Here is a 20,525-nt window from a genome sequence, read left to right as displayed (position 1 = left end):
TGGGGCGATGCTGCGCCGGGCGACGCCGCGCAGGCAGCGCGACACCGCGCCGGGCGACGCCGCGCTGGGCGATGCTGCGCCGGGCGACGCCGCGCGGGCAGCGCGACACCGCGCCGGGCGACGCCGCGCTGGGCGATGCTGCGCCGGGCGACGCCGCGCGGGCAGCGCGACACCGCGCTGGGCGACGCCGCGCTGGGCGGGGCGTGGCGCGTGTGGGTGGGGCGGTCAGGCGGTGGCGGGCTGGACGAGTTCGACCAGGACGCCGCCGGCATCCTTGGGGTGCACGAAGTTGATCCGGGAGTCCGCAGTGCCGCGCCGGGGTGTGTCGTAGAGCAGTCGTACCCCGCGCTCGCGTAGTGCCGCGCAGGCCACGTCGATGTCGACCACGGTGTACGCGACCTGCTGCACGCCCGGCCCGTTGCGGTCGAGGAACTTGGCGATCGTCGACTCCGGGGTCAGGGGGGCGAGCAACTGCACGCAGCCACCTTCGGCGGTCGGCCCGACGGCCAGCATCGCTTCCCGGACGCCTTGCTCGGCGTTGGTCTCGGTGTGTACGCAGCGCATCCCGAACGTCCGCTGGTAGAAGTCGATCGCGGCGTCCAGATCGGCCACCGCGATACCGACGTGGTCGATCTTGCGGAGGCCGATGTCTGTGATGTAGTCCGCACCGGGCTCGGCGGGGGAGTTCTCTGCCATGGCGCTAGTCTGACCGAACAATCGTTAAGGCGTACAGGTCGGCTCCCCCCTCGGAGGCAGATATGGCTTCGGTGATCATCAGCGGCGCGCGGACCCCCATGGGGCGCCTGCTGGGCAACCTCAAGGACCTCCCGGCCACGAAGCTCGGCGGGATCGCGATCAAGGCAGCCCTGGAGCGGGCCGGTGTCCGGCCGGACCAGGTCCAGTACGTGATCATGGGTCAGGTGCTCCAGGCCGGTGCCGGTCAGATCCCGGCCCGACAGGCGGCGGTCGAGGCCGGCGTGCCGATGTCGGTGCCGGCGCTGACCATCAACAAGGTCTGCCTCTCCGGTCTGGACGCGATCGCCCTGGCCGACCAGCTGATCCGCGCCGGCGAGTTCGACATCGTGGTGGCCGGTGGCATGGAGTCGATGACCAACGCCCCGCACCTGCTGATGGGCCAGCGCACCGGCTACAAGTACGGCGACGTGGTGGTCAAGGACCACATGGCGCACGACGGGCTCAGCGACGCCTGGGACTGCTGCTCGATGGGTGAGTCCACCGAGCGACTCGGCACGAAGCACGGCATCTCCCGTGCGGAGCAGGACGCCTTCGCGGCGGCCAGCCACCAGCGGGCGGCGACCGCGCAGAAGAACGGGCACTTCGCCGAGGAGATCACCCCGGTGGTGATCCCGCAGCGCAAGGGTGACCCGCTGGTGATCAGCGAGGACGAGGGGATCCGCCCGGACACCACCGTCGAGTCGTTGGCCAAGCTGCGCCCCGCCTTCGCCAAGGACGGCACGATCACGGCCGGCAGCTCCTCGCCGATCTCGGACGGCGCCGCCGCCGTGGTCGTGATGAGCAAGGCCAAGGCCAAGGAGCTGGGTCTGACCTGGCTGGCCGAGGTCGGCGCGCACGGCAACGTGGCGGGCCCGGACAACTCCCTGCACTCGCAGCCGTCGAACGCGATCAACCACGCCCTGAAGAAGGGCGGCCTGAGCGTGGCGGACCTCGACCTCATCGAGATCAACGAGGCGTTCGCCCAGGTTGGCGTGCAGTCGACGCGTGATCTCGGGATCAGCCCGGAGAAGGTGAACGTCAACGGTGGGGCGATCGCCCTCGGGCACCCGATCGGCATGTCCGGCGCCCGGCTGGTGCTCACCCTCGCGCTGGAGCTGAAGCGGCGCGGCGGCGGCACCGGCGCGGCGGCGCTCTGCGGCGGCGGCGGCCAGGGCGACGCGCTGATCATCCACGTTCCGGGGAAGGCTGAGACCAACCAGTGAGTGACCAGGTCACCGCGTCGGTGCGCCGCAGTCGGGACGTGCCGCTGCTGGTCGAGCGGGCCCGCACGGGTGACCCCCGCGCGGTGGCCCGACTGATCACGCTGGTGGAGAACGGCGACGCGTTGCTGCCGGAGATCGCCGCCGCGTTGGCACCGTACGCCGGGCAGGCCCAGGTGGTCGGGCTGACCGGCTCACCGGGGGTGGGCAAGTCGACCACCACCAACGAGCTGGTCCGCGCGCTGCGGGCGCGTGGGCACCGGGTTGGCGTGCTGGCGGTCGACCCGTCCAGCCCGTTCACCGGCGGGGCGATCCTCGGCGACCGGGTCCGGATGCAGGACCACGCCACCGATCCGGGCGTCTACATCCGGTCCATGTCCAGCCGGGGGCACCTCGGCGGGCTGGCGGCGGCGACGCCGCAGGCGGTCCGCGTGCTGGAGGGCGCCGGCTGCGACGTGGTGCTGGTGGAGACGGTCGGGGTCGGGCAGGCCGAGGTGGAGGTCGCCTCGCTGGCCGACACCACGCTGGTGCTGCTCGCCCCCGGCATGGGCGACGCGATCCAGGCCGTCAAGGCCGGCATCCTGGAGATCGCCGACGTGTTCGTGGTCAACAAGGCCGACCGGGACGGCGTCGACGCCACGGTCCGCGACATCCAGGGCATGATCGCCCTCGGTGAGCGCGGCCCGGGGCAGTGGCGGCCGCAGGTGGTCCGCTCGATCGCCGCCCGAGGCGAGGGCATCGACGACATCGCCGCCGCTATCGACAAGCACCGCGGCTGGCTGCTCGAGCACGGTGAACTGCGCCGCCGCCAGGAGGCGCGGGCCGCCGCCGAGATCGAGGCCATCGCACTCGGCGTGCTCCGCGCGCGGATCGGTTCGCTTCGCGACGGTACGGAGTTGTCCACGCTCGCCGCCGCGGTGGCCGAGGGTGCGAACGACCCGTACACGGCGGCGGACCAGTTGCTCGCCCAGCTCGCCCGCTGAACCAGGAGGACGCGGGCGGCTGTGGCGAATGGCAGCGCAGCGGCTTGAATTCTTCGCGTCCGCAGGGGCTCCACCGCTCGTACGACGGAACGGCCGTGCGGCCCGCGTGCCCGGAGGCGAAGGTCGCTCCGGTTTTAGTAGGCTCGCAGCGAATGGCCGGGGGCGAGGCTTCCGCGAAGCGGGCTGACGGGCCGGTCGGTCCACAGTGCGTCAGAACCAGGGGAGATGTGATCATGACGGACGCGGTGGAGAACGCCGGCGCAGTGCCGGCCGCGACGAGCGCGGCCCGGGGCGGCACGTCGGTTTCCGACGAGGTCGTGGAAAAGATCGCCGCCGCCGCCGCTCGTTCGGTGCCCGGCGTCGCCGATCTCGGCGGTGACGTGGCCCGGGTCCTCAACAGCATCCTGGACAAGGTCGGCCTGGACGAGGCGGGCGATGCCCGCCGGGGCGTCTCGGCCGACGTGACCGGCAGCTCGGCGGTCATCAACGTGGTCCTCGTCATCGACGCAGGTCAGGTCGTGTCCGACGTGACCGAGGCGGTGCGGGCCGCGGTGATCGGGGCGGTCGAGCAGTACGGCCTGACGGTCACCCAGGTCAACGTCACGGTGGATGACATCGAGCTGAACCAGCCGGGAGCGGTCGGAGCCTGAGGCGTGGGTGCCCGGCGGCGCGACGGCTGTCGGGTCGCCCGTCGACCAGCCAAGGAGACACCCCGGCGGCACGTCGTCCTTGTGGGCTCGCGCCGCCCCACGGTGGTGCGAGCCGGACGGTGTCCCGGCGCGAGGAGCAGGGAGCGGCTGTGGACCACGAGGCGACGCAGGAGCTGACCATGGCGTCGGCAGCGGTGGGCGGGACGACGCAGGTCTCCGACGAGGTGATCGAGAAGATCGCCGTCGCGGCGGCTCGCGCGGTTCCCGGCGTGGTCGAGCTGGGCGGGGACGTGGCCCGTTTCTTCAACGCGGTGCTCGACCGGGTCGGCCTGGACCAGGTGGGTGACGCCCGACGGGGCTGCTCGGCCCACGTGACCGGGGACGCCGTCGTGGTCAACCTGGTGCTGGTGATCCAGGCCGGCCATCCGGTGCCGGAGGTCACCGGTCAGGTGCGCGCCCGGGTGACCGAGACGATCGAGGCGTACGGGCTGCGGGTGGACGCGGTCAACATCCGGGTCGACGATGTGGCGATGGGCGAGCCGACCGCGTAGTACGCGTGCTGCAGCTGCTGTTGGGCACAACCTCCACCGCACGTTACCCACCGGTACGACGTGACTTAGCGATCGTTCAGGCGATGGTTCTACACTCGGGTTGCAGTCGAGGACCCGAGGAGGAGCCCTGCGCATGGACGCCGACGAGATCGACGCCGGACGGGCACGCTGGCAGGCCCGGTACGACGCCGCGCGCAAGCGGGACGCGGACTTCACCACGCTGTCCGGGATGCCGGTCGACCCGGTCTACGGGCCGCCGGAGGGCTCCGCCTATCCGGGCTTCGAGCGGATCGGTTGGCCGGGCGAATTCCCGTACACCCGGGGTTTGTATCCGACCGGCTACCGGGGGCGGACCTGGACGATCCGGCAGTTCGCCGGCTTCGGTAACGCCCAGCAGACCAACGAGCGTTACAAGATGATCCTCGGCGCGGGTGGCGGCGGGCTCTCGGTCGCGTTCGACATGCCGACGCTGATGGGCCGCGACTCCGACGACCCGCAGGCGCTCGGCGAGGTCGGCCACTGTGGCGTCGCCATCGACACCGCCACCGACATGGAGGCGCTCTTCGACGGCATCGACCTGGCCGGTGTCACCACCTCGATGACGATCTCCGGCCCGGCCGTGCCGGTCTTCTGCATGTACCTGGTCGCCGCCGAGCGGCAGGGCGCCGACCTGTCCAAGCTGGACGGCACGCTGCAGACCGACATCTTCAAGGAGTACATCGCGCAGAAGGAGTGGCTCTTCGACCCCGAGCCGCACCTGCGCCTGATCGGCGACCTGATGGAGTACTGCGCTCGGGAGATCCCGCGCTACAAGCCGCTCTCGGTCTCCGGCTACCACATTCGTGAGGCCGGCTCGACCGCCGCGCAGGAGTTGGCGTACACCCTGGCCGACGGCTTCGGCTACGTGGAGCTGGGGCTCTCGCGCGGGCTGGACGTGAACGTGTTCGCGCCGGGGCTGAGCTTCTTCTTCGACTCGCACCTCGACTTCTTCGAGGAGATCGCGAAGTTCCGTGCCGCCCGCCGGATCTGGGCCCGTTGGCTGCGCGACGTCTACGGCGCGACCAGCGAGAAGGCTCTCTGGCTGCGGTTCCACACACAGACTGCCGGGGTGTCCCTGACCGCCCAGCAGCCGGTCAACAACGTGGTGCGCACCGCCGTCGAGGCGCTCGCCGCGGTGCTCGGCGGGACCAACTCGCTGCACACCAACGCGCTGGACGAGACCCTGGCGCTGCCCACCGACGAGTCGGCCGAGATCGCCCTGCGTACGCAGCAGGTGCTGATGGAGGAGACCGGCGTGGTCAACGTGGCCGACCCGCTCGGCGGGTCCTGGTACGTCGAGGCGCTGACCGACAAGATCGAGGCCGAGGCGGAGGAGATCTTCGCGCGGATCCGGCAACTCGGCGGGGAGGGGCCGCACCAGATCGGTCCGATGACCTCCGGCATCCTGCGCGGCATCGAGGACGGCTGGTTCACCGGGCACATCGCCGAGTCGGCCTTCGTCTATCAGCAGGCGCTGGAGAAGGGCGACAAGAAGATCGTCGGGGTGAACTGCCACACCGGCACGGTCGCCAAGGAGCTGGAGATCCTGCGCATCTCGCACGAGGTGGAGTTGGAGCAGCGCCGGGTGCTCGCCGAGCGCAAGGGCGCGCGGGACGAGTCGGCGGTCAGCGCGGCGGTGACCCGGATGATCGAGGCGAGCCGTTCCGACGAGAACATGATCCCCGCCATGCTCGACGCCGTCCGCGCCGAAGCCACCCTCGGCGAGATCTGCGACGCCCTGCGCGCCGAGTGGGGCACCTACCGCGAACCCGCCCGCTTCTGACCCGCGTCGACCCCACCCCTCGTCGATCTTGCACTTGCGGCCCCGGCAGATGCGGCATATGCCGCGTTTTGGCGACCGAAAGTGCAAGATCGCGGGGTGGGCGGCGGGGTGACGAAATGCAGGTGAGAGTTGCAACGTCGGGGTTGCGGGTGAGCCGGGAATCCGCGCTTACGTGCGAGACTAGGTAACCATGAGCGACCCACGGATCACCTCGTCGATCTTCACCCGCGGCGCGGTCGACCTCAGCACGCTGCGCGGCCCCGCACCAGCCAGTCCCCGCCCCGGCACACCCCCGCAGGGCGGTCCGTCCGGCGGCACACCCGGCACACCCGCCGCCGGTGGTGACGCCGCCATCGTCGACGTCACCGAAGCGACCATTCAGGCCGATGTGCTCGAACGGTCGATGGCACTGCCCGTCGTGGTCTTCTTCGGCGCGGCCGGCTTCCCCGAGAGCGACGAGTTCGCTCCGGTGCTGGAGCGGCTGGCCGCCGAGGGCGCCGGTGCCTGGGTGCTGGCCCGGGTCGACGTGCAGGAGAGCCCCCGCATCGCGCAGATGTTCCGGGTCCAGGGCATCCCGATGGTGTACGCGGTGGTCGGCGGTCAGCCGGTCGACGCCTTCTCCGGCGTGGTGCCCGAGGCGCAGCTGCGACAGTGGCTCCAGGCCGTACTCAAGGCCGGTGGCGTGGCCGTCGCCCAGCCGGAGGACCCCCGCCTCGACGAGGCCGACGACGCGCTGATGAGCGGTGACCTGGACGCCGCCGAGCGGGCGTACCGCAAGATCCTGGCTGACGCCCCGGCGGACGCCGCGGCCGAGGCGGGCCTGGCCCAGGTCGGGGTGGCCCGCCGGGTCGCCGGCGCCGACCCGGCCGCTGCCCTGGCTGCCGCCGAGAGCGCCCCCGACGACGTGCCGGCACAGCTGCTGGCCGCCGACATCGAGGTGCTCAGCGGCCTGGCCGAGCAGGCCTACGCCCGGCTGGTCGGCCTGGTCCGGCGCACCGCCGGTGAGGAGCGGGAGACGGTACGCCAGCACCTGGTCTCGCTGTTCACCATCGCCGGCCCGGAAGATCCGGCGGTCGCCTCGGCACGCCGGGCCCTGGCCAGCGCACTGTTCTGAGTTCGTAGCACGCCAGCGCGGGCCGGCGTTCCGGCCGGCCCGCCCGACCACCGAGGACGGGAGCTCACGATGCGCCGGATCGCCGTCCTCGACGCGCCGACAAATCTCGGTCTGCGGCCGCCGACGTCCACCTCGGTGCCGGGCTGCGCCAAGGCACCGGGTGCCCTGCGCGACCACGACCTGCTGGCCCGGCTGCGGGCCCGCGACGCCGGCTGCATCACCCCCGCCCGGTACGACCCGGGCGACTGGCGGCCCGGCGACGGCGTGTGCCACGCCCGGGAGATCGCCGACTACTCGCTGGCGCTCGCCGAGCGGATCGGCTCGATCATCGATCGGGGCGAGTTCCCGGTGGTGCTGGGCGGGGACTGCTCGGTGCTGCTCGGCTCGGCGCTGGCCATGCACCGCCTCGGGGAGGCGGTCGGCGGGCGGATCGGGCTGGTGTTCGTGGACGGGCACTCCGACTTTCGGCACCCCGGCAACGCCTCCTACGTGGGCGCGGCGGCCGGCGAGGACCTGGCCCTGGTCACCGGGCGTGGGCAAGCCGATCTGGCCGCGCTGGAGGGCCGCCGACCATATTTTCGCGACATCGACGTGGTGGTGCTCGGCATCCGGGCGCAGGACGAGTACCGGCTCGACCTCCAGGCGGCCGGGATCATCACCAGGCCGGTGCCGGCGCTGCGCGCCGAGGGGGCGGCCCGGACGGCCCAGTGGGCGCACGAGCAGCTCGCCGACTGCGCGGGTTACTGGGTGCACATCGACGTGGACGTGCTCGACCCGGCGGTGATGCCCGCCGTGGACGCACCGGACCCGGGTGGGATCGCCTTCGCCGAGCTGGAGATCCTGCTGGCCGGCCTGGTCGACACCCCACACTGCCTCGGTGTCGAGTTGACCGTCTTCGACCCCGATTACGACCCGGACGGCTCGTACGCCGCCGAGATCGTCAACACCGTGGTGGCCGGCCTGGCCCCGGTGACCGCCCCGGAGGCGGTCCCACCCCGACTGCTGTCGGCCCGTCCGACCACTCCCAACCCGCGGCGCGGCACCAGTCGGCCCGCGGTCGCCCCCGAGCGGCGCGACGGCCCCCGATCCACGGGTGACGACCGGGCCGCCAACGGCGACCGGCCCATGACCGACGCGGGGCCGTCTGCCGCGCGCATCTCGGCCGCCGGGCTGTTGTCTCTGGACGCCCCGTCCTCGCGGTCCGCCGAGGCGGCTGCCGCCTCGGCCTCTGCCTCTGCCCCGACCGAATTGGAGCCGATCGGCATCCTCGGCCCGGTCCACTCGGAGCCGGCCGTCGAGCCAGCGCCGATCGAGCGGGAGCCGGTCGGCCCGCCCGCCTCGGTAGGGCCCGGCAAACTCCGTCGCCCCACCCCCAGCTCCCAGGAGCAGCCCACCCCGCCCAACGCAGACACCGCCTGACCACGGCGCCTGCCCGGCAGGCGTGATCCACTCGGTATCGGTGATATCGGGGCGTCCAGTTGGCCTGGACACCCCGAAATCAGCGAACTGGGGGGATCACCCGAGGGGCGCGGGGGCGCGGGCTCGGGGGCGGCGGGTTAGCGGGCGGGGAGGGCGCGTAGGAAGCGCTCGGCGATCGGGACGGCGGAGGCGGTGCTGGCGCCGCCCTGCTCGACGAAGACGGCGAACGCGACGTCGCCCCGCCAGCCGACGAACCAGGCGTGCGTGTGCGCCGGGTTGTTGTCGTACTCGGCGGTGCCGGTCTTGCCGTAGACCGCGCCGCCCGGCACGTCCTTGAGCGCGCTGCCGGTGCCCGTGGTGACCACCTCGCGCATCATCGTGCGCAACGCCTCCACCGACTCCGGCTTGAGCTGCTCGCCGGCCGCGGCCGGCTTGGCGGGCGCCGGGTCCAACACCAGCTTCGGCTGCTCGAAGCGCCCCCGAGCGACCGCCGCGGTGGCGCCGGCCATGGCTAGCGGGCTGACCAGCGTGGTGCCCTGCCCGAACGAGGCGGCGGCCTGCTCGGCCGCGCTGCCACCCGTGGAGACCTTGCCGGTGAAGGCGTCCGTGCCGAGGTCCCACTGACCCTCCAGCCCGAGCGAGCGGCCGGCGGTGGCCAGCCCGTCGCCGCCAAGTTTCGGTGCCAGCGCGGCGAACGCCGTGTTGCAGGACTTGGCGAAGTCGGTGCGGAACGGCACCGAACCAAGCACGAAGTTGTCGGAGTTCTTGAAGGACCGACCGTCGGTGGTGAACGTCTTCGGGCAGTTCACCGGCCCGTCCAGGGTGACCGCACCCTTGTCGAGCAGGCCCAACGCGCTGACCATCTTGAACGTGGAGCCCGGCGGCACCTGGGCGGTGAAGGCCAGGTTCTCCCCGGCCGGCCCGGGGCCGTTCGAGACGGCGAGTACCGCGCCGTCGCTGATCCGTACGGCCACCAGCGCCGACCGGCGCGGCTCCGCGCGCAGCGCCCCGTCGGCCGCTGTCTGGGCGGTCACGTCCAGGGTGGTCTTCAACGCCTGCCCGGGCTGCGGCTCGCGGTGGAACAGCTCGGTGCCGGTCGGCTCGACCTTGCCGCCCTCGGCGGGGTGCTCGACCAGCACGGTCAGCCCGGGGGCGCCACGCAGCCGCTCGTCGTAGCGGCCCTGCAGACCGCCGTGGCCGACCAGGTCGCCGGCGACGTACCGGTCGGGGTGCTTGGTGAGGTCGTCGGCCTGCGCCGGATCGACCGATCCGAGCAGTGCCCGGGCGAACTCCCGGGTGGGCGCCAGGTTGAGTTTGTCGTCGATGAACTTGGTGCCGGGGAGCTCGTGGATCCGGGGCTTGATCTGCCGGTACGCCTCCGCGCGCAACGACACCGCCTCCACGAAGGCACCCGGCTCGGCCTCGGCGACCCGCTTCGGCAGGTCGGTCAGGTCGACGGCCGGGATCAGCGCCGGGCGGATCGCCTTGAAGGCCGCGTCGAGGTCCTTGACCAGCTTTTTGATGTCGGTGACCTCGCTCGGCTGCACGCCCACCCGGACCACCGGGCGGGGTGTGACGATCGGCTGCCCGGCGGCGTCCAGCAGCCCGGCCCGAGGCGCGCTGTCGCGGCGCAGCCCCAGCCGGTCACCGTCGGTGAGCTGCTCGTGCAGCACCCGGGGCTCCCAGATCACCTGCCACTGGTCATCGTCGCCGTGGGTGAGTCGCAGCTCCCGGTCGTACGCCCAGCGGGTCTCACCGGGCAGGGTCCACTCCACCCGGATGCCCACGGTGGCCACGTTGGCGGTGATCTTCGGCTCGCCTCGGCGGGTGAGCGCGGGCGGGGTGGCTGCCAGCTCGCCGGAGAGCTCCTTGATCTCGCGCGACACGTCGGCGGCCGGCAGCTTGGAGCCGGTCGGGTTGACCAGGCCGACGGAGTGGAGATCGCCGCTGCGCCAACCGGCGAGGAAGGCGTCAACGCTGCGCTCTGGCCCGTCGTCGCTCGAGCAGGCGGCCGAGCCGCCGACGGTGAGCAGGGTCGCCGCGAGGGCGGCGAGCCACCGACGGGCGTGGTTCGACCGGTGGTGCTGGGGGTACGGCAGGTGCATAGGAGCGGGTCCTTCCGATTTCGGACTGCTCTGCACGGTAATACGCGGACGGTGTCCTCATCGTCCCGCGCTGGGGTTCCACGTGCGGAAAGACGGGCGGCGCTGGTGTGATGAACATCGCGGGGCGGGGTATCCGGCAACTGGCCAAGCTCCTACCCGCAACGGGTGAAAGGACAAAGTCCCGATCCGGACGTCCGGCCCATGGTCCGCCGACGAAGGCGCGAAACGGTAGGGCCTAGGCTGGGCGTCAGAGTGACCCACAATGCGGTGGGTCGAGGGGAGTGGCACCGATGGACCGGCGTCCGGCGATCAAACCGGAACCCGACCTCCGGCAGGATGACTCCGGCCGGGACGACGACAGCTTCGATTCCGCGACCGACGGGGATGGCTACGGCCGGCTCGACACGGGAGTGACCGGGCTGACCGGGTCGAGCATCGACACCATCTACGAGCTGGGCCTGCCGGCAGAGGCACTGGCGGACGACGTGGAGGACTCCGAGCTCGACGAGCCGGTGCCCAACGCGGAGCGTCTGGTGGCCCAGGCCGTCGCGCTCGCCGGTGACGACCACGACGCGGCGACCCTGGTTGGCCGGTTCTGGCGGTTCGCACCGGACGAGGAGCTGATCGGCTTCACCGCCGAGGAGATGCTCGACGCGGCCCGCGCGCACCGGGACCTGGCCCAGCAGCGGGTGCCGGGGGAGCTGAAGCTTCGGATCCACGAGCCGTACGCGGACCAGCACCACACCGTCGTCGAGATCGTCACCGACGACATGCCGTTCCTGGTCGACTCGGTGACCGCGCTGCTCAACTCGTACCACCTGGACGTCCACCTGCTGGTGCACCCGCTGGTGGTGGTCCGGCGCGAGCCGCTGGGCCTGCTCACCGAGGTCTCCGCGGACGTGGAGCCGGATGACGCGATCGCCGGCGACATCATCGAGAGCTGGATGCGGATCGAGATCGATCCGGTCCGGGACGCGACCGAACGGGAGCGGCTGCGCCGTGAGCTGCAGCGGGTGCTCACCGACGTGCGCGAGGCGGTAGAGGACTGGCCGAAAATGCGGCAGCGGTCCCTCGCGCTCGCCGACGAGCTGGCTTCGGCCCGTACCTCGGACAACCGCCCACCGGTGCCGGAGAAGGACATCACCGACTCGGTGGAGCTGCTGCGGTGGCTCGCCCACGACCACTTCACGTTCCTCGGCTACCGCGAGTACCGGCTGGTAGATGTGCCCGCCGGGGACGACGCCGAGCTGGTCGACGGCAAGGCGCTGGAGGCGGTGCTCGGCACCGGTCTGGGCATCCTGCGCTCGGATTCGCCCGACGCCCGGGCGCTGTCGTCGATGACGCCCGAGGCACACGAGAAGGTGCTGGAGAAGCGCCTGCTCATCATCACGAAGGCCAACTCGCGGGCCACCGTGCACCGCTCGGCGTACCTGGACTACATCGGCTTCAAGATCTTCAACAAGGCCGGTGAGGTGATCGGCGAGCGGCGCTTCCTTGGCCTGTTCTCCACGGCCGCGTACCGCACCAGCGTGCGGGAGCTGCCGGTGGTCCGCCGCAAGGTGGCCGAGGTGCTGGACCGCTCCGGCCTGAGCCGACGCAGCCACTCCGGCAAGGACCTGCTCCAGATCCTGGAGACCTACCCGCGCGACGAGCTGTTCCAGATCAAGACCGACGACCTGTACCACGCGGTCATCGGCGTGCTGCGGATGGCCGGCCGCCGACAGCTGCGGGTCTTCCTCCGCCGGGACGCGTACGGCCGGTTCATCTCCTGCCTGATCTACCTGCCCCGGGACCGGTTCACCACCCAGAACCGGCTGCGCATGCAGGACATCCTGCTGCGCGAGCTGAACGGTGTCGGGGTGGATTACACCACCCGCGTCACCGAGTCGATGCTGGCTCGGGTGCACTTCATCGTCCGCACCGACCCGAGTCGGCCGCCCGGCGACATCGACGCCGATCTGCTGGCCGAGGAGCTGGCCGACGCGACCCGTCTCTGGGACGACGACTACCGGCTGGTGCTGGAGCGCAAGCTCGGCGACGAGCAGGCCAAGCACCTCTTCGCCCGGTACGCCGACGCGTTCCCGGAGGGCTACAAGGACGGGCACACGCCGTACGAGGCGATGAAGGACCTGGCCAAGCTGGAGCTGCTGGAGGAGCCCGGCCAGCTCGAGATGCACCTGTTCCGCAAGCAGCTCGCGCCCCGACCGGGGACCCGGGTGCCCGGGGCGGACCTGGCCGAGACGATGGACGTCCGGTTCAAGGTCTACCGGTACGGCGAGCCGATGATGCTCTCCGCCGTGCTGCCGGTGCTGCACTCCCTCGGTGTCCGGGTGGTCGACGAGCACCCGTACGAGGTCGACCGGATCGACGGCCGGGTCTACCTGTACGACTTCGGCCTGCGGCTGTCCGAGGGGCACCACGAGCTGGCCGAGGTGCGCCCGCACGTGGAGAACGCGTTCGCGGCGGCCTGGCGCGGCGAGGCCGAGGTGGACCGGTTCAACGAGCTGGTGCTGCGCGGTGGCCTGACCTGGCGACAGGTGGTGGTGCTGCGGGCGTACGCGAAGTACCTGCGGCAGGCCGGCACGGTCTTCTCGCAGGACTACATGGAGCAGACCTTCGTCGCGTACCCGAAGCTCGCCGCGTTGCTGGTCGAGCTCTTCGAGATCCGGTTCGCGCCGGGTCAACTCAGCACGGAGCAGCGGCAGCAGCGCAGCGCCGAGCTGGTGGAGACGATCCGTGGCGCGCTGGACGACGTGGCCAGCCTCGACCAGGACCGGATCCTTCGGTCCTACCTGACGTTGATCGAGGCGACCCTGCGGACCAGCTTCTACCAGCGGGGCGCCGACGGGCGGCCGAAGGCGTACGTGGCCTTCAAGCTCGACCCGCAGGCCCTCCCGGACCTGCCGGCGCCACGGCCGAAGTTCGAGATCTTCGTCTACTCGCCCCGGTTCGAGGGCGTGCACCTGCGGTTCGGGCCGGTGGCCCGAGGTGGGCTGCGCTGGTCCGACCGGCGGGAGGACTTCCGCACCGAGGTGCTCGGCCTGGTCAAGGCGCAGATGGTGAAGAACACGGTGATCGTGCCGGTCGGCGCCAAGGGCGGCTTCGTGCTCAAGCAGAAGCCGGGCGACCGGGACGAGGCCGTCGCCTGCTACAAGGAGTTCGTCGGCGCCATGCTGGACGTCACCGACAACATCGTCAGCGGGCAGATCGTGCCCCCCGAGGACGTGGTCCGGCACGACGGCGACGACCCGTACCTGGTGGTGGCCGCGGACAAGGGCACGGCGACGTTCTCCGACATCGCCAACGAGATCTCCACGGCACACTCCTTCTGGTTGGGCGACGCGTTCGCCTCCGGCGGTTCGGCCGGCTACGACCACAAGAAGATGGGCATCACCGCTCGGGGCGCCTGGGAGTCGGTCAAGCGGCACTTCCGGGAGCTGGGGCTGGACACCCAGACGCAGGACTTCACCGTGGTCGGCGTGGGGGACATGTCCGGTGACGTCTTCGGCAACGGAATGCTGCTCTCCGAGCACATCCGGCTGGTGGCCGCCTTCGACCACCGGCACATCTTCCTCGACCCGTCGCCGGACGCGGCCAGCTCGTTCACGGAGCGCCGCCGGTTGTTCGACCTGCCCCGCTCCTCCTGGGAGGACTACAACCCCGAGCTGATCTCGGACGGCGGCGGCATCTTCCCGCGTACCGCGAAGTCCATCCCGATCACGCCGCAGGTCCGGGCGGCGATCGGTCTGGACGACGACGTCACCCAGCTCTCGCCGCAGGAGCTGATGAAGGCGATCGTCACCGCGCCGGTGGACCTGTTCTGGAACGGCGGCATCGGCACCTACGTCAAGGCGTCCAGCCAGACCAACGCCGAGGTCGGCGACAAGTCCAACGACGCGATCCGGGTGGACGGGCGCAGCCTGCGCTGCCGGGTGGCCGGCGAGGGCGGCAACCTGGGCTGGACCCAGCTCGGCCGCATCGAGTACGCGGTGACCGGTGGTCGGATCTTCTCCGACTTCATCGACAACGCGGCCGGGGTGGACACCTCCGACCACGAGGTCAACATCAAGATCCTGCTGAACACTGCGGTGGCCGACGGGGAGCTGACCACGGCCGATCGGGACAAGCTGCTGGCCGAGATGACCGACGAGGTCGCCGAACTGGTGCTGCGGGACAACTACGACCAGGCGCGGGCGATCAACAACGCTCAGGCCCAGGCGGCCTCGCTGCTCCCGGTGCACCGCCGGATGATCAACGAGCTGGAGCGGTCCGGCGCGTTGGACCGGGCGCTGGAGGCGCTGCCGCCGGACGAGGAGTTGGCGGTCCGCAGCGAGTCCGGGCTGACCGCGCCGGAGTTCGCGGTGCTGCTCGCGTACGTGAAGATCGTCCTGGAACGGGAGATCCTCACCGAGGGTCTGGCCGACGAGGAGTGGACGACCGACGTCCTGGTCAACTACTTCCCGACGCCGATGCGCGAGCGGTTCGCCGACCGGATGGGCCAGCACCGACTGCGCCGGGACATCGTCACCACCGTGCTGGTCAACGAGGCGATCAACCGGGGCGGTATCTCGTTCGTCTTCCGGGTGGTCGAGGAGACGGCGGCCAGCGCGGCCGACGTGATCCGGGCCTACGTGGTGGTCAGCGAGGTGTTCGGGCTGCGCGAGCTGTGGGATGCGGTCGAGGCTCTGGACAACAAGGTCGCCCCGGAGCTGCAGACCAGCGTCTACCTGGACACCCGGCGGCTGCTCGACCGGGCGGTCCGCTGGCTGGTCTCCAACCGGCGCTCACCGATCGACGTGCCGGCCGAGATCGCCCGGCTGCGCGACGGGGTGGCCCGGCTGCTGCCGGGGCTCGAGGATCTGTTCTACGGCAGCGAGCGGCAGGGCATCGCGGCGCACATCGACTCGATGACGCAGCGTGGGCTGCCCCGGGAGTTGGCCGAGCAGGCGACCCGCCTGATGTACAGCTTCGGCCTGATGGACGTGGTGGAGACCGCGACCAGGAGCGGTCGGGACGTCAGCGAGGTGGCCTCGGTCTACTTCGTGCTCTCCGACCTGTTCCGCGTCGACTCACTGCTGTCGAAGATCTCCCTGCTGCCGCGGGAGGACCGCTGGCAGACGCTGGCCCGGATGGCGCTGCGCTACGACCTGTACGCCGCGCTGGCCGCGCTCACCGCGGAGGTGCTCGGCTCCACCCCGAACGAACGCTCGCCGCACGAGCGAGTGCAGGAGTGGGAGCAGTCGAACGCCACCTCGATCCACCGTGCCCGGCAGGCGATGGGGGAGTTCGACGAGTCGCGGGCGGATCTCGCCGCCCTGTCCGTGCTGCTGCGCCAGATCCGTACGCTGGTGCGGACCTCGGCCGCGGTCTGAGCCCGCACGACGAACGCGGTCCGGCCGGTCGGGGTGACCCGACCGGCCGGACCGCGTTCGTGATCCTGGGTCACTACATCAGCGTGGCGAAGGCGACCACGTTGTCCGGATAGCTCTTGGCAGCCTCGTCGAACTGACCGCCGCAGGTGACCACCCGTAGGCCGGGCCGGTCGTTCGGCCCGTACACCAGATCCGTGGGGAAGGCCGTCTTCGGGTACGACTGCACCGAGTCGACCCGGAAGGTGACCGGTGTCCCGTCCGCCCGCTGAATGGTGATCGTGTCACCCGGGGCGAGGGAGCCGAGGTCGAAGAAGACGGCCGGGCCGAGCTTCGCCGAATCGACGTGCCCGACGATGACCGCGTTGCCGGTCTCGCCGGGGCTCGCGCCCGGCTCGTACCAACCGGCCTTCTCGGCCTGATCCAACGGGGGGACCTGGACGGTGCCGTCCGGGTTGGTGCCCAGCGACAGGATCGTCGCGTCGACGCCGATCCGGGGGATCTCGATGCTGGTCGGGGCGGAGCGAGCCATCCCGGCCGCGACCTCCCCCAGCGTCACAGCCCCGGTGGTGTCGGCCGGCCCGGGCAACTGCGGCCCGGCCTGGGCCAGGGGCTGCGGCGGGCGGGGAGTGGACGTTGTCTTGGTGGCGGCGCCGATCATGCCGGCACCCACCATGGCCACGGTGACGACGACGACCGCGCCGGCGGCGCGCCACGGTTTCCCGTGACGGCCGCCGGCCCGTGACGTCGTCACGTCAGATGAGGGAACCATCGGTGCGCCGACGACGCATCAGCACGATCCCGCCCAGTGCCGCAGCGCCGAGCAGGCTCGCCCCACCGGTGGCCAGGCCACGGTCGGTACCGGTGCTCATGCCACCGTCACCACCGTCGACCCCGCCGTGCGGCAGCACGACCAGCTCACCCTCGCCGCAGGAGCCCTTGAGCTCGTAGCGACCCGGGCGGGCATCCTCGTCGACCTTGGCCTCGCCGTAGTAGACGAATTCCCGCTCGTGCTCCCAGCGGTCCTCGTCCTTGCCGTAGTCGCCGCCACGGTCGGAGCCGTACTTGTCGTCGTCCTTGCCGTAGTCGCCGCCACGGTCGGAGCCGTACTTGTCGTCGTCCTTGCCGTAGTCGCCGCCACGGTCGGAGCCGTACTCGTCGTCGTCCTTGCCGTAGTCGCCGCCACGGTCGGAGCCGTACTCGTCGTCGTCCTTGCCGTAGTCGCCGCCACGGTCGGAGCCGTACTCGTCGTCGTCCTTGCCGTAGTCGCCGCCACGGTCGGAGCCGTACTCGTCGTCGTCCTTGCCGTAGTCGCCGCCACGGTCGGAGCCGTACTCGTCGTCGTCCTTGCCGTAGTCGCCGCCACGGTCCGAGCCGTACTCGTCGTCGGAGCCGTACTCGTTGTCCGAGCCGTACTCGTCGTCGCCCTTGGACTCCCAGCCCTTGTCGGAGTCGCGCTCGTCCGAGCCGTACTCGTCCTCGTCCTTGGAGTCCCAGTCCTTCTTGTCTTCGTCCTTGGAGTCCCAGTCCTTCTTGTCCTCGTCCTTGGACTCCCAGTCCTTCTTGTCCTCGTCCTTGGCGTCCTGGTCGTGCTCTTCGCCCTTCCAGTCCTTGCTGTCCTCGTCGCCGTAGGCGTCGGCGGCAGCGCCGCCGCCCTGGCCACCCGACTTGTCCTTGCCGTTCTCGTCCTTGCCGTGCTCGTCCTTGTTCTTGTCGTCTTCCTTGCCGTCTTCGTGCTTGCCGTTCTCGTCCTTGCCCTTGTCGTCGTCCTTGCCGTGCTCGTCCTTGCCCTTGTCGTCGTCCTTGCCGTGCTCGTCCTTGCCCTCGTCGTCGTGGTCGTAGGAGTCCTCCTCCTTGTTCCACTCGTCGCCGCGATCGTCGCCGCGGTCGTCGCGGACGGGCTTGAGCTTGACCTTGCCGGTGACCTTGGACCACACGTACGCGTGCTCCTGCCGATCCGGGCAGATCTCGAGGAGCTTGACCTCGTCGCCGGCCTTGACGACGTGCGGCTTGGCGTAGACCTTGCCGTCGTCGTGGTGTCCTTCGGCGAACGCGATCCCCGGCGAGAACACCAGGAGCGATGCACCGCCGAGCGCGGCGCCCGCAACGACCTTCCCGAGCATCTTCTTAGCCATGACCTGCGTCACTCCATCCCTGTTGTCCTGAGCCCGGCGACAACCGAGCTAAGACAGACGTTAGACCGTTTCACGAATTATCGAGTGAAAGATTCGCATTTTGCCTTTTGCTGTAGGTAAGCGGCTAAGGGGTGCTACGCGGCTTTCGCCGTACGGAGCGCCATCTCACCCGCGTCACGGCGTTCCACGTGGCGCATGGCGTTGCGCGCTCGCCATGTGTCCCTCATGGGGCTCGTCCGGTACCGGCCGGCGGCGGCATTCCCGCTCCTGCTCACACCACTCGGTCCGCGGCGAGGGGATCGTCCGACTTTGGGCCGGACCGATCTCGGAGTCGCGGTGCCGGCTCGAAATCCGCCTTGGGCGTCCTGCTGAAGGCATCGAACCATTGCTATGGAAGCGCTCCCATGCAAGAATCGGCACACGCGGTTCGCAGAGCCATACCGCGCAGGCAGCGAGTCGAGGGCATCCGGTCCGCCGGACGACGTTCCGCCGCCGACAGACCGACCGGCCGCGCGCCGGCCGCTCACCACCACCACAGCCCGTCCGGGCGGGCCCCAAAGAATCCCGTTGGCGCCGGCGGCCGTCCGTCCAAGGACGCCCACCGGGCCGTCCCGCCGGGCCGTACCCGGGCCCGGTCTCGCCCAAGGAGATCAGTGGCATGAATGTGTGGAGAAGGCTGTCCGGCCAACGCCGGGCCCTCGCGCTCGCCAGCGCGGGCGCCCTGGTCGCCGGTGGGTTGGTGACCCTACCGGTCACCGCGGCGCACGCCGCGACGCAGTGCGACGTCGCGTACACGACGAACGACTGGCCCGGTGGTTTCACCGCAAGCATCACCATCAAGAACCTCGGTGACCCGATCAACGGTTGGACGCTGGGCTGGACCTTCCCCAACTCCGGCCAGCGGCTGCAGCAGGGCTGGTCGGCCGAGTTCAGCCAGACCGGCAGCCAGGTGACCGCGCGCAGCCTGTCGTACAACGGCAGTCTCGCGACCGGCGCGTCGACCAGCCTCGGTTTCAACGGCGCGTGGAGCGGCAGCAACCCGAAGCCGGCCTCGTTCACCCTCAACGGTGTGGTCTGCAACGGCGGGACCACCCCGCCGACCGATCCCCCGCCGACCGACCCGCCGCCGACCGACCCGCCGCCGGCGGGCAGCAAGGTGAACAACCCGTACGCCGGGGTCCGGGGGTACGTGAACCCGGAGTGGAAGGCCAAGGCGGACGCCGAGCCGGGCGGCAGCCGGGTCTCCAACAACCCGACCGCGGTCTGGCTGGACCGGATCGCCGCCATCAACGGCACCTCCGGCAGCAGCTCCAACGGCGCCTTCGGGGTGCGGGACCACCTCGAGGAGGCACTGCGTCAGGGCGCCGGATACATCCAGTTCGTGATCTACAACCTGCCCGGGCGGGACTGCGCCGCGCTCGCCTCCAACGGTGAGTTGGGCCCGAACGACCTGCCCCGCTACAAGGCCGAGTACATCGACCCGATCGCCGCGATCCAGGCCGAGTCGAAGTACCGGAACCTGCGGATCATCAACATCATCGAGATCGACTCGCTGCCGAACCTGGTGACGAACACCTCCGGTCAGCCCGGCGGCACCGCCATGTGCGACACGGTCAAGGCCAATGGCGCGTACGTCAACGGCGTCGGGTACGCGCTGAGCAAGCTCGGCGCCATCGGCAACGTCTACAACTACATCGACGCCGCACACCACGGCTGGATCGGCTGGGACAGCAACTTCGGTCCCACCGCCGACATGCTCAAGAGCGCCGCGGTCGCCTCCGGCAGCACGGTGGCGAACGTGCACGGCTTCATCGTCAACACGGCGAACTACTCGGCGCTGCGCGAGCCGTACGTCAAGATCACCGACTCGGTCAACGGCACGACGGTGCGGCAGTCCAAGTGGATCGACTGGAACTTCTACGTCGACGAGCTGTCGTTCGCCCAGGCGTTCCGGCAGAAGCTGGTCTCGGTCGGCTTCGACAGCAACATCGGCATGCTGATCGACACCTCCCGCAACGGCTGGGGCGGCTCCGCGCGGCCCACCGGACCGGGCGCGACGACCACCGTCGACACCTACGTCAACGGTGGCCGGATCGACCGTCGGATCCACGCCGGCAACTGGTGCAACCAGTCCGGCGCCGGCCTCGGCGAGCGGCCCACGGCGGCGCCGGAGGCGGGCATCGACGCGTACGTCTGGGTCAAGCCGCCCGGTGAGTCGGACGGCTCCAGCGAACTCATCCCGAACGACGAGGGCAAGGGCTTCGACCGGATGTGCGACCCGACCTACACCGGGAACGCCCGTAACGGCAACAGCCTGAGCGGCGCGCTGCCCAACGCGCCCATCTCCGGCGCGTGGTTCTCCGCCCAGTTCCAGGAGTTGATGCGCAACGCGTACCCGGCGCTCTGACGGATCGCGCCCGTA

At 70.8% G+C, this 20,525-nt stretch carries 12 protein-coding genes and 1 pseudogene; 9 read left to right on the top strand and 4 right to left on the bottom strand.

Going from position 1 to position 20,525, the window contains the following annotated elements:
- Positions 1-225: 225 nt before the first annotated feature.
- On the bottom strand, positions 226-696 hold the full coding sequence (gene mce, locus V6V47_RS19460; protein ID WP_334629697.1) for a methylmalonyl-CoA epimerase: 471 nt from the start codon (positions 694-696) through the stop codon (positions 226-228).
- Positions 697-758: 62 nt separating this feature from the next.
- On the opposite strand from mce, the gene V6V47_RS19455 reads away from it, so the two are divergent.
- The 7 genes and pseudogenes from V6V47_RS19455 to V6V47_RS19425 all read left to right on the top strand — a co-directional run.
- Positions 759-1,958 (top strand): acetyl-CoA C-acetyltransferase, encoded by a 1,200-nt coding sequence (locus V6V47_RS19455; protein ID WP_334629696.1) that lies wholly within the window; start codon positions 759-761, stop codon positions 1,956-1,958.
- A complete protein-coding gene (gene meaB / locus V6V47_RS19450; RefSeq protein ID WP_334629695.1) occupies positions 1,955-2,938 on the top strand; it encodes a methylmalonyl Co-A mutase-associated GTPase MeaB in 984 nt (327 codons plus the stop codon). The genes V6V47_RS19455 and meaB overlap by 4 nt, the downstream gene beginning before the upstream one ends.
- A 233-nt stretch (positions 2,939-3,171) precedes the next feature.
- The gene (locus tag V6V47_RS19445) at positions 3,172-3,588 is read left to right on the top strand and encodes an Asp23/Gls24 family envelope stress response protein (RefSeq protein WP_334629694.1); all 417 of its coding nucleotides are present in this window, start codon (positions 3,172-3,174) and stop codon (positions 3,586-3,588) included.
- Positions 3,589-3,737: 149 nt separating this feature from the next.
- Positions 3,738-4,139: an Asp23/Gls24 family envelope stress response protein gene (locus tag V6V47_RS19440; RefSeq protein WP_334629693.1), complete on the top strand. Its 402-nt coding sequence runs from the start codon at positions 3,738-3,740 to the stop codon at positions 4,137-4,139.
- Between the two features lie 133 nt (positions 4,140-4,272).
- Positions 4,273-5,961, top strand: a complete 1,689-nt coding sequence (locus V6V47_RS19435) for an acyl-CoA mutase large subunit family protein (protein WP_334629692.1) — start codon at positions 4,273-4,275, stop codon at positions 5,959-5,961.
- A gap of 190 nt (positions 5,962-6,151) precedes the next feature.
- The gene (locus V6V47_RS19430) at positions 6,152-7,075 is read left to right on the top strand and encodes a tetratricopeptide repeat protein (protein WP_334629691.1); all 924 of its coding nucleotides are present in this window, start codon (positions 6,152-6,154) and stop codon (positions 7,073-7,075) included.
- A gap of 69 nt (positions 7,076-7,144) precedes the next feature.
- Positions 7,145-8,236 (top strand): annotated as a pseudogene (locus tag V6V47_RS19425) (arginase family protein); the annotation flags it as partial.
- A gap of 395 nt (positions 8,237-8,631) precedes the next feature.
- Here the strand turns inward: V6V47_RS19425 and V6V47_RS19420 are convergent.
- Entirely contained in the window at positions 8,632-10,599 is a 1,968-nt protein-coding gene (locus V6V47_RS19420; protein ID WP_334629689.1) for a penicillin-binding transpeptidase domain-containing protein, read from the bottom strand.
- Positions 10,600-10,889: 290 nt separating this feature from the next.
- Here V6V47_RS19420 and V6V47_RS19415 point away from each other — a divergent pair, with 290 nt between their 5' ends.
- Positions 10,890-15,971, top strand: coding sequence for an NAD-glutamate dehydrogenase (locus V6V47_RS19415; RefSeq protein ID WP_334629688.1), 5,082 nt, complete (start codon positions 10,890-10,892; stop codon positions 15,969-15,971).
- 73 nt (positions 15,972-16,044) lie between these two features.
- Here V6V47_RS19415 and V6V47_RS19410 read toward each other — a convergent pair whose 3' ends face one another.
- Positions 16,045-16,722, bottom strand: coding sequence for a class F sortase (locus V6V47_RS19410; RefSeq protein ID WP_334629687.1), 678 nt, complete (start codon positions 16,720-16,722; stop codon positions 16,045-16,047).
- 1 nt (position 16,723) lies between these two features.
- Complete coding sequence (locus V6V47_RS19405; RefSeq protein WP_334629686.1) at positions 16,724-18,103, bottom strand: hypothetical protein; 1,380 nt, start codon at positions 18,101-18,103, stop codon at positions 16,724-16,726.
- A 658-nt stretch (positions 18,104-18,761) separates the two neighbouring features.
- Here V6V47_RS19405 and V6V47_RS19400 point away from each other — a divergent pair.
- A complete protein-coding gene (locus V6V47_RS19400) occupies positions 18,762-20,510 on the top strand; it encodes a glycoside hydrolase family 6 protein (RefSeq protein WP_334629685.1) in 1,749 nt (582 codons plus the stop codon).
- Positions 20,511-20,525 lie beyond the last annotated feature (15 nt).

Origin of the sequence: Micromonospora sp. CPCC 205539, assembly GCF_036906815.1 — a bacterium.
Lineage (GTDB): Bacteria > Actinomycetota > Actinomycetes > Mycobacteriales > Micromonosporaceae > Micromonospora.
This window is presented reverse-complemented; position numbering and strand designations above follow the sequence as displayed.

What these genes read in the sequence shown, in the direction of transcription:
- mce (WP_334629697.1), bottom strand. Translation starts at nt 696, where the DNA reads ATGGCAGAGAACTCCCCCGCCGAGCCCGGTGCGGACTACATCACAGAC.
- V6V47_RS19455 (WP_334629696.1), top strand. Translation starts at nt 759, where the DNA reads ATGGCTTCGGTGATCATCAGCGGCGCGCGGACCCCCATGGGGCGCCTG.
- V6V47_RS19445 (WP_334629694.1), top strand. Translation starts at nt 3,172, where the DNA reads ATGACGGACGCGGTGGAGAACGCCGGCGCAGTGCCGGCCGCGACGAGC.
- V6V47_RS19435 (WP_334629692.1), top strand. Translation starts at nt 4,273, where the DNA reads ATGGACGCCGACGAGATCGACGCCGGACGGGCACGCTGGCAGGCCCGG.
- V6V47_RS19430 (WP_334629691.1), top strand. Translation starts at nt 6,152, where the DNA reads ATGAGCGACCCACGGATCACCTCGTCGATCTTCACCCGCGGCGCGGTC.
- V6V47_RS19420 (WP_334629689.1), bottom strand. Translation starts at nt 10,599, where the DNA reads ATGCACCTGCCGTACCCCCAGCACCACCGGTCGAACCACGCCCGTCGG.
- V6V47_RS19415 (WP_334629688.1), top strand. Translation starts at nt 10,890, where the DNA reads ATGGACCGGCGTCCGGCGATCAAACCGGAACCCGACCTCCGGCAGGAT.
- V6V47_RS19405 (WP_334629686.1), bottom strand. Translation starts at nt 18,103, where the DNA reads ATGGCTAAGAAGATGCTCGGGAAGGTCGTTGCGGGCGCCGCGCTCGGC.
- V6V47_RS19400 (WP_334629685.1), top strand. Translation starts at nt 18,762, where the DNA reads ATGAATGTGTGGAGAAGGCTGTCCGGCCAACGCCGGGCCCTCGCGCTC.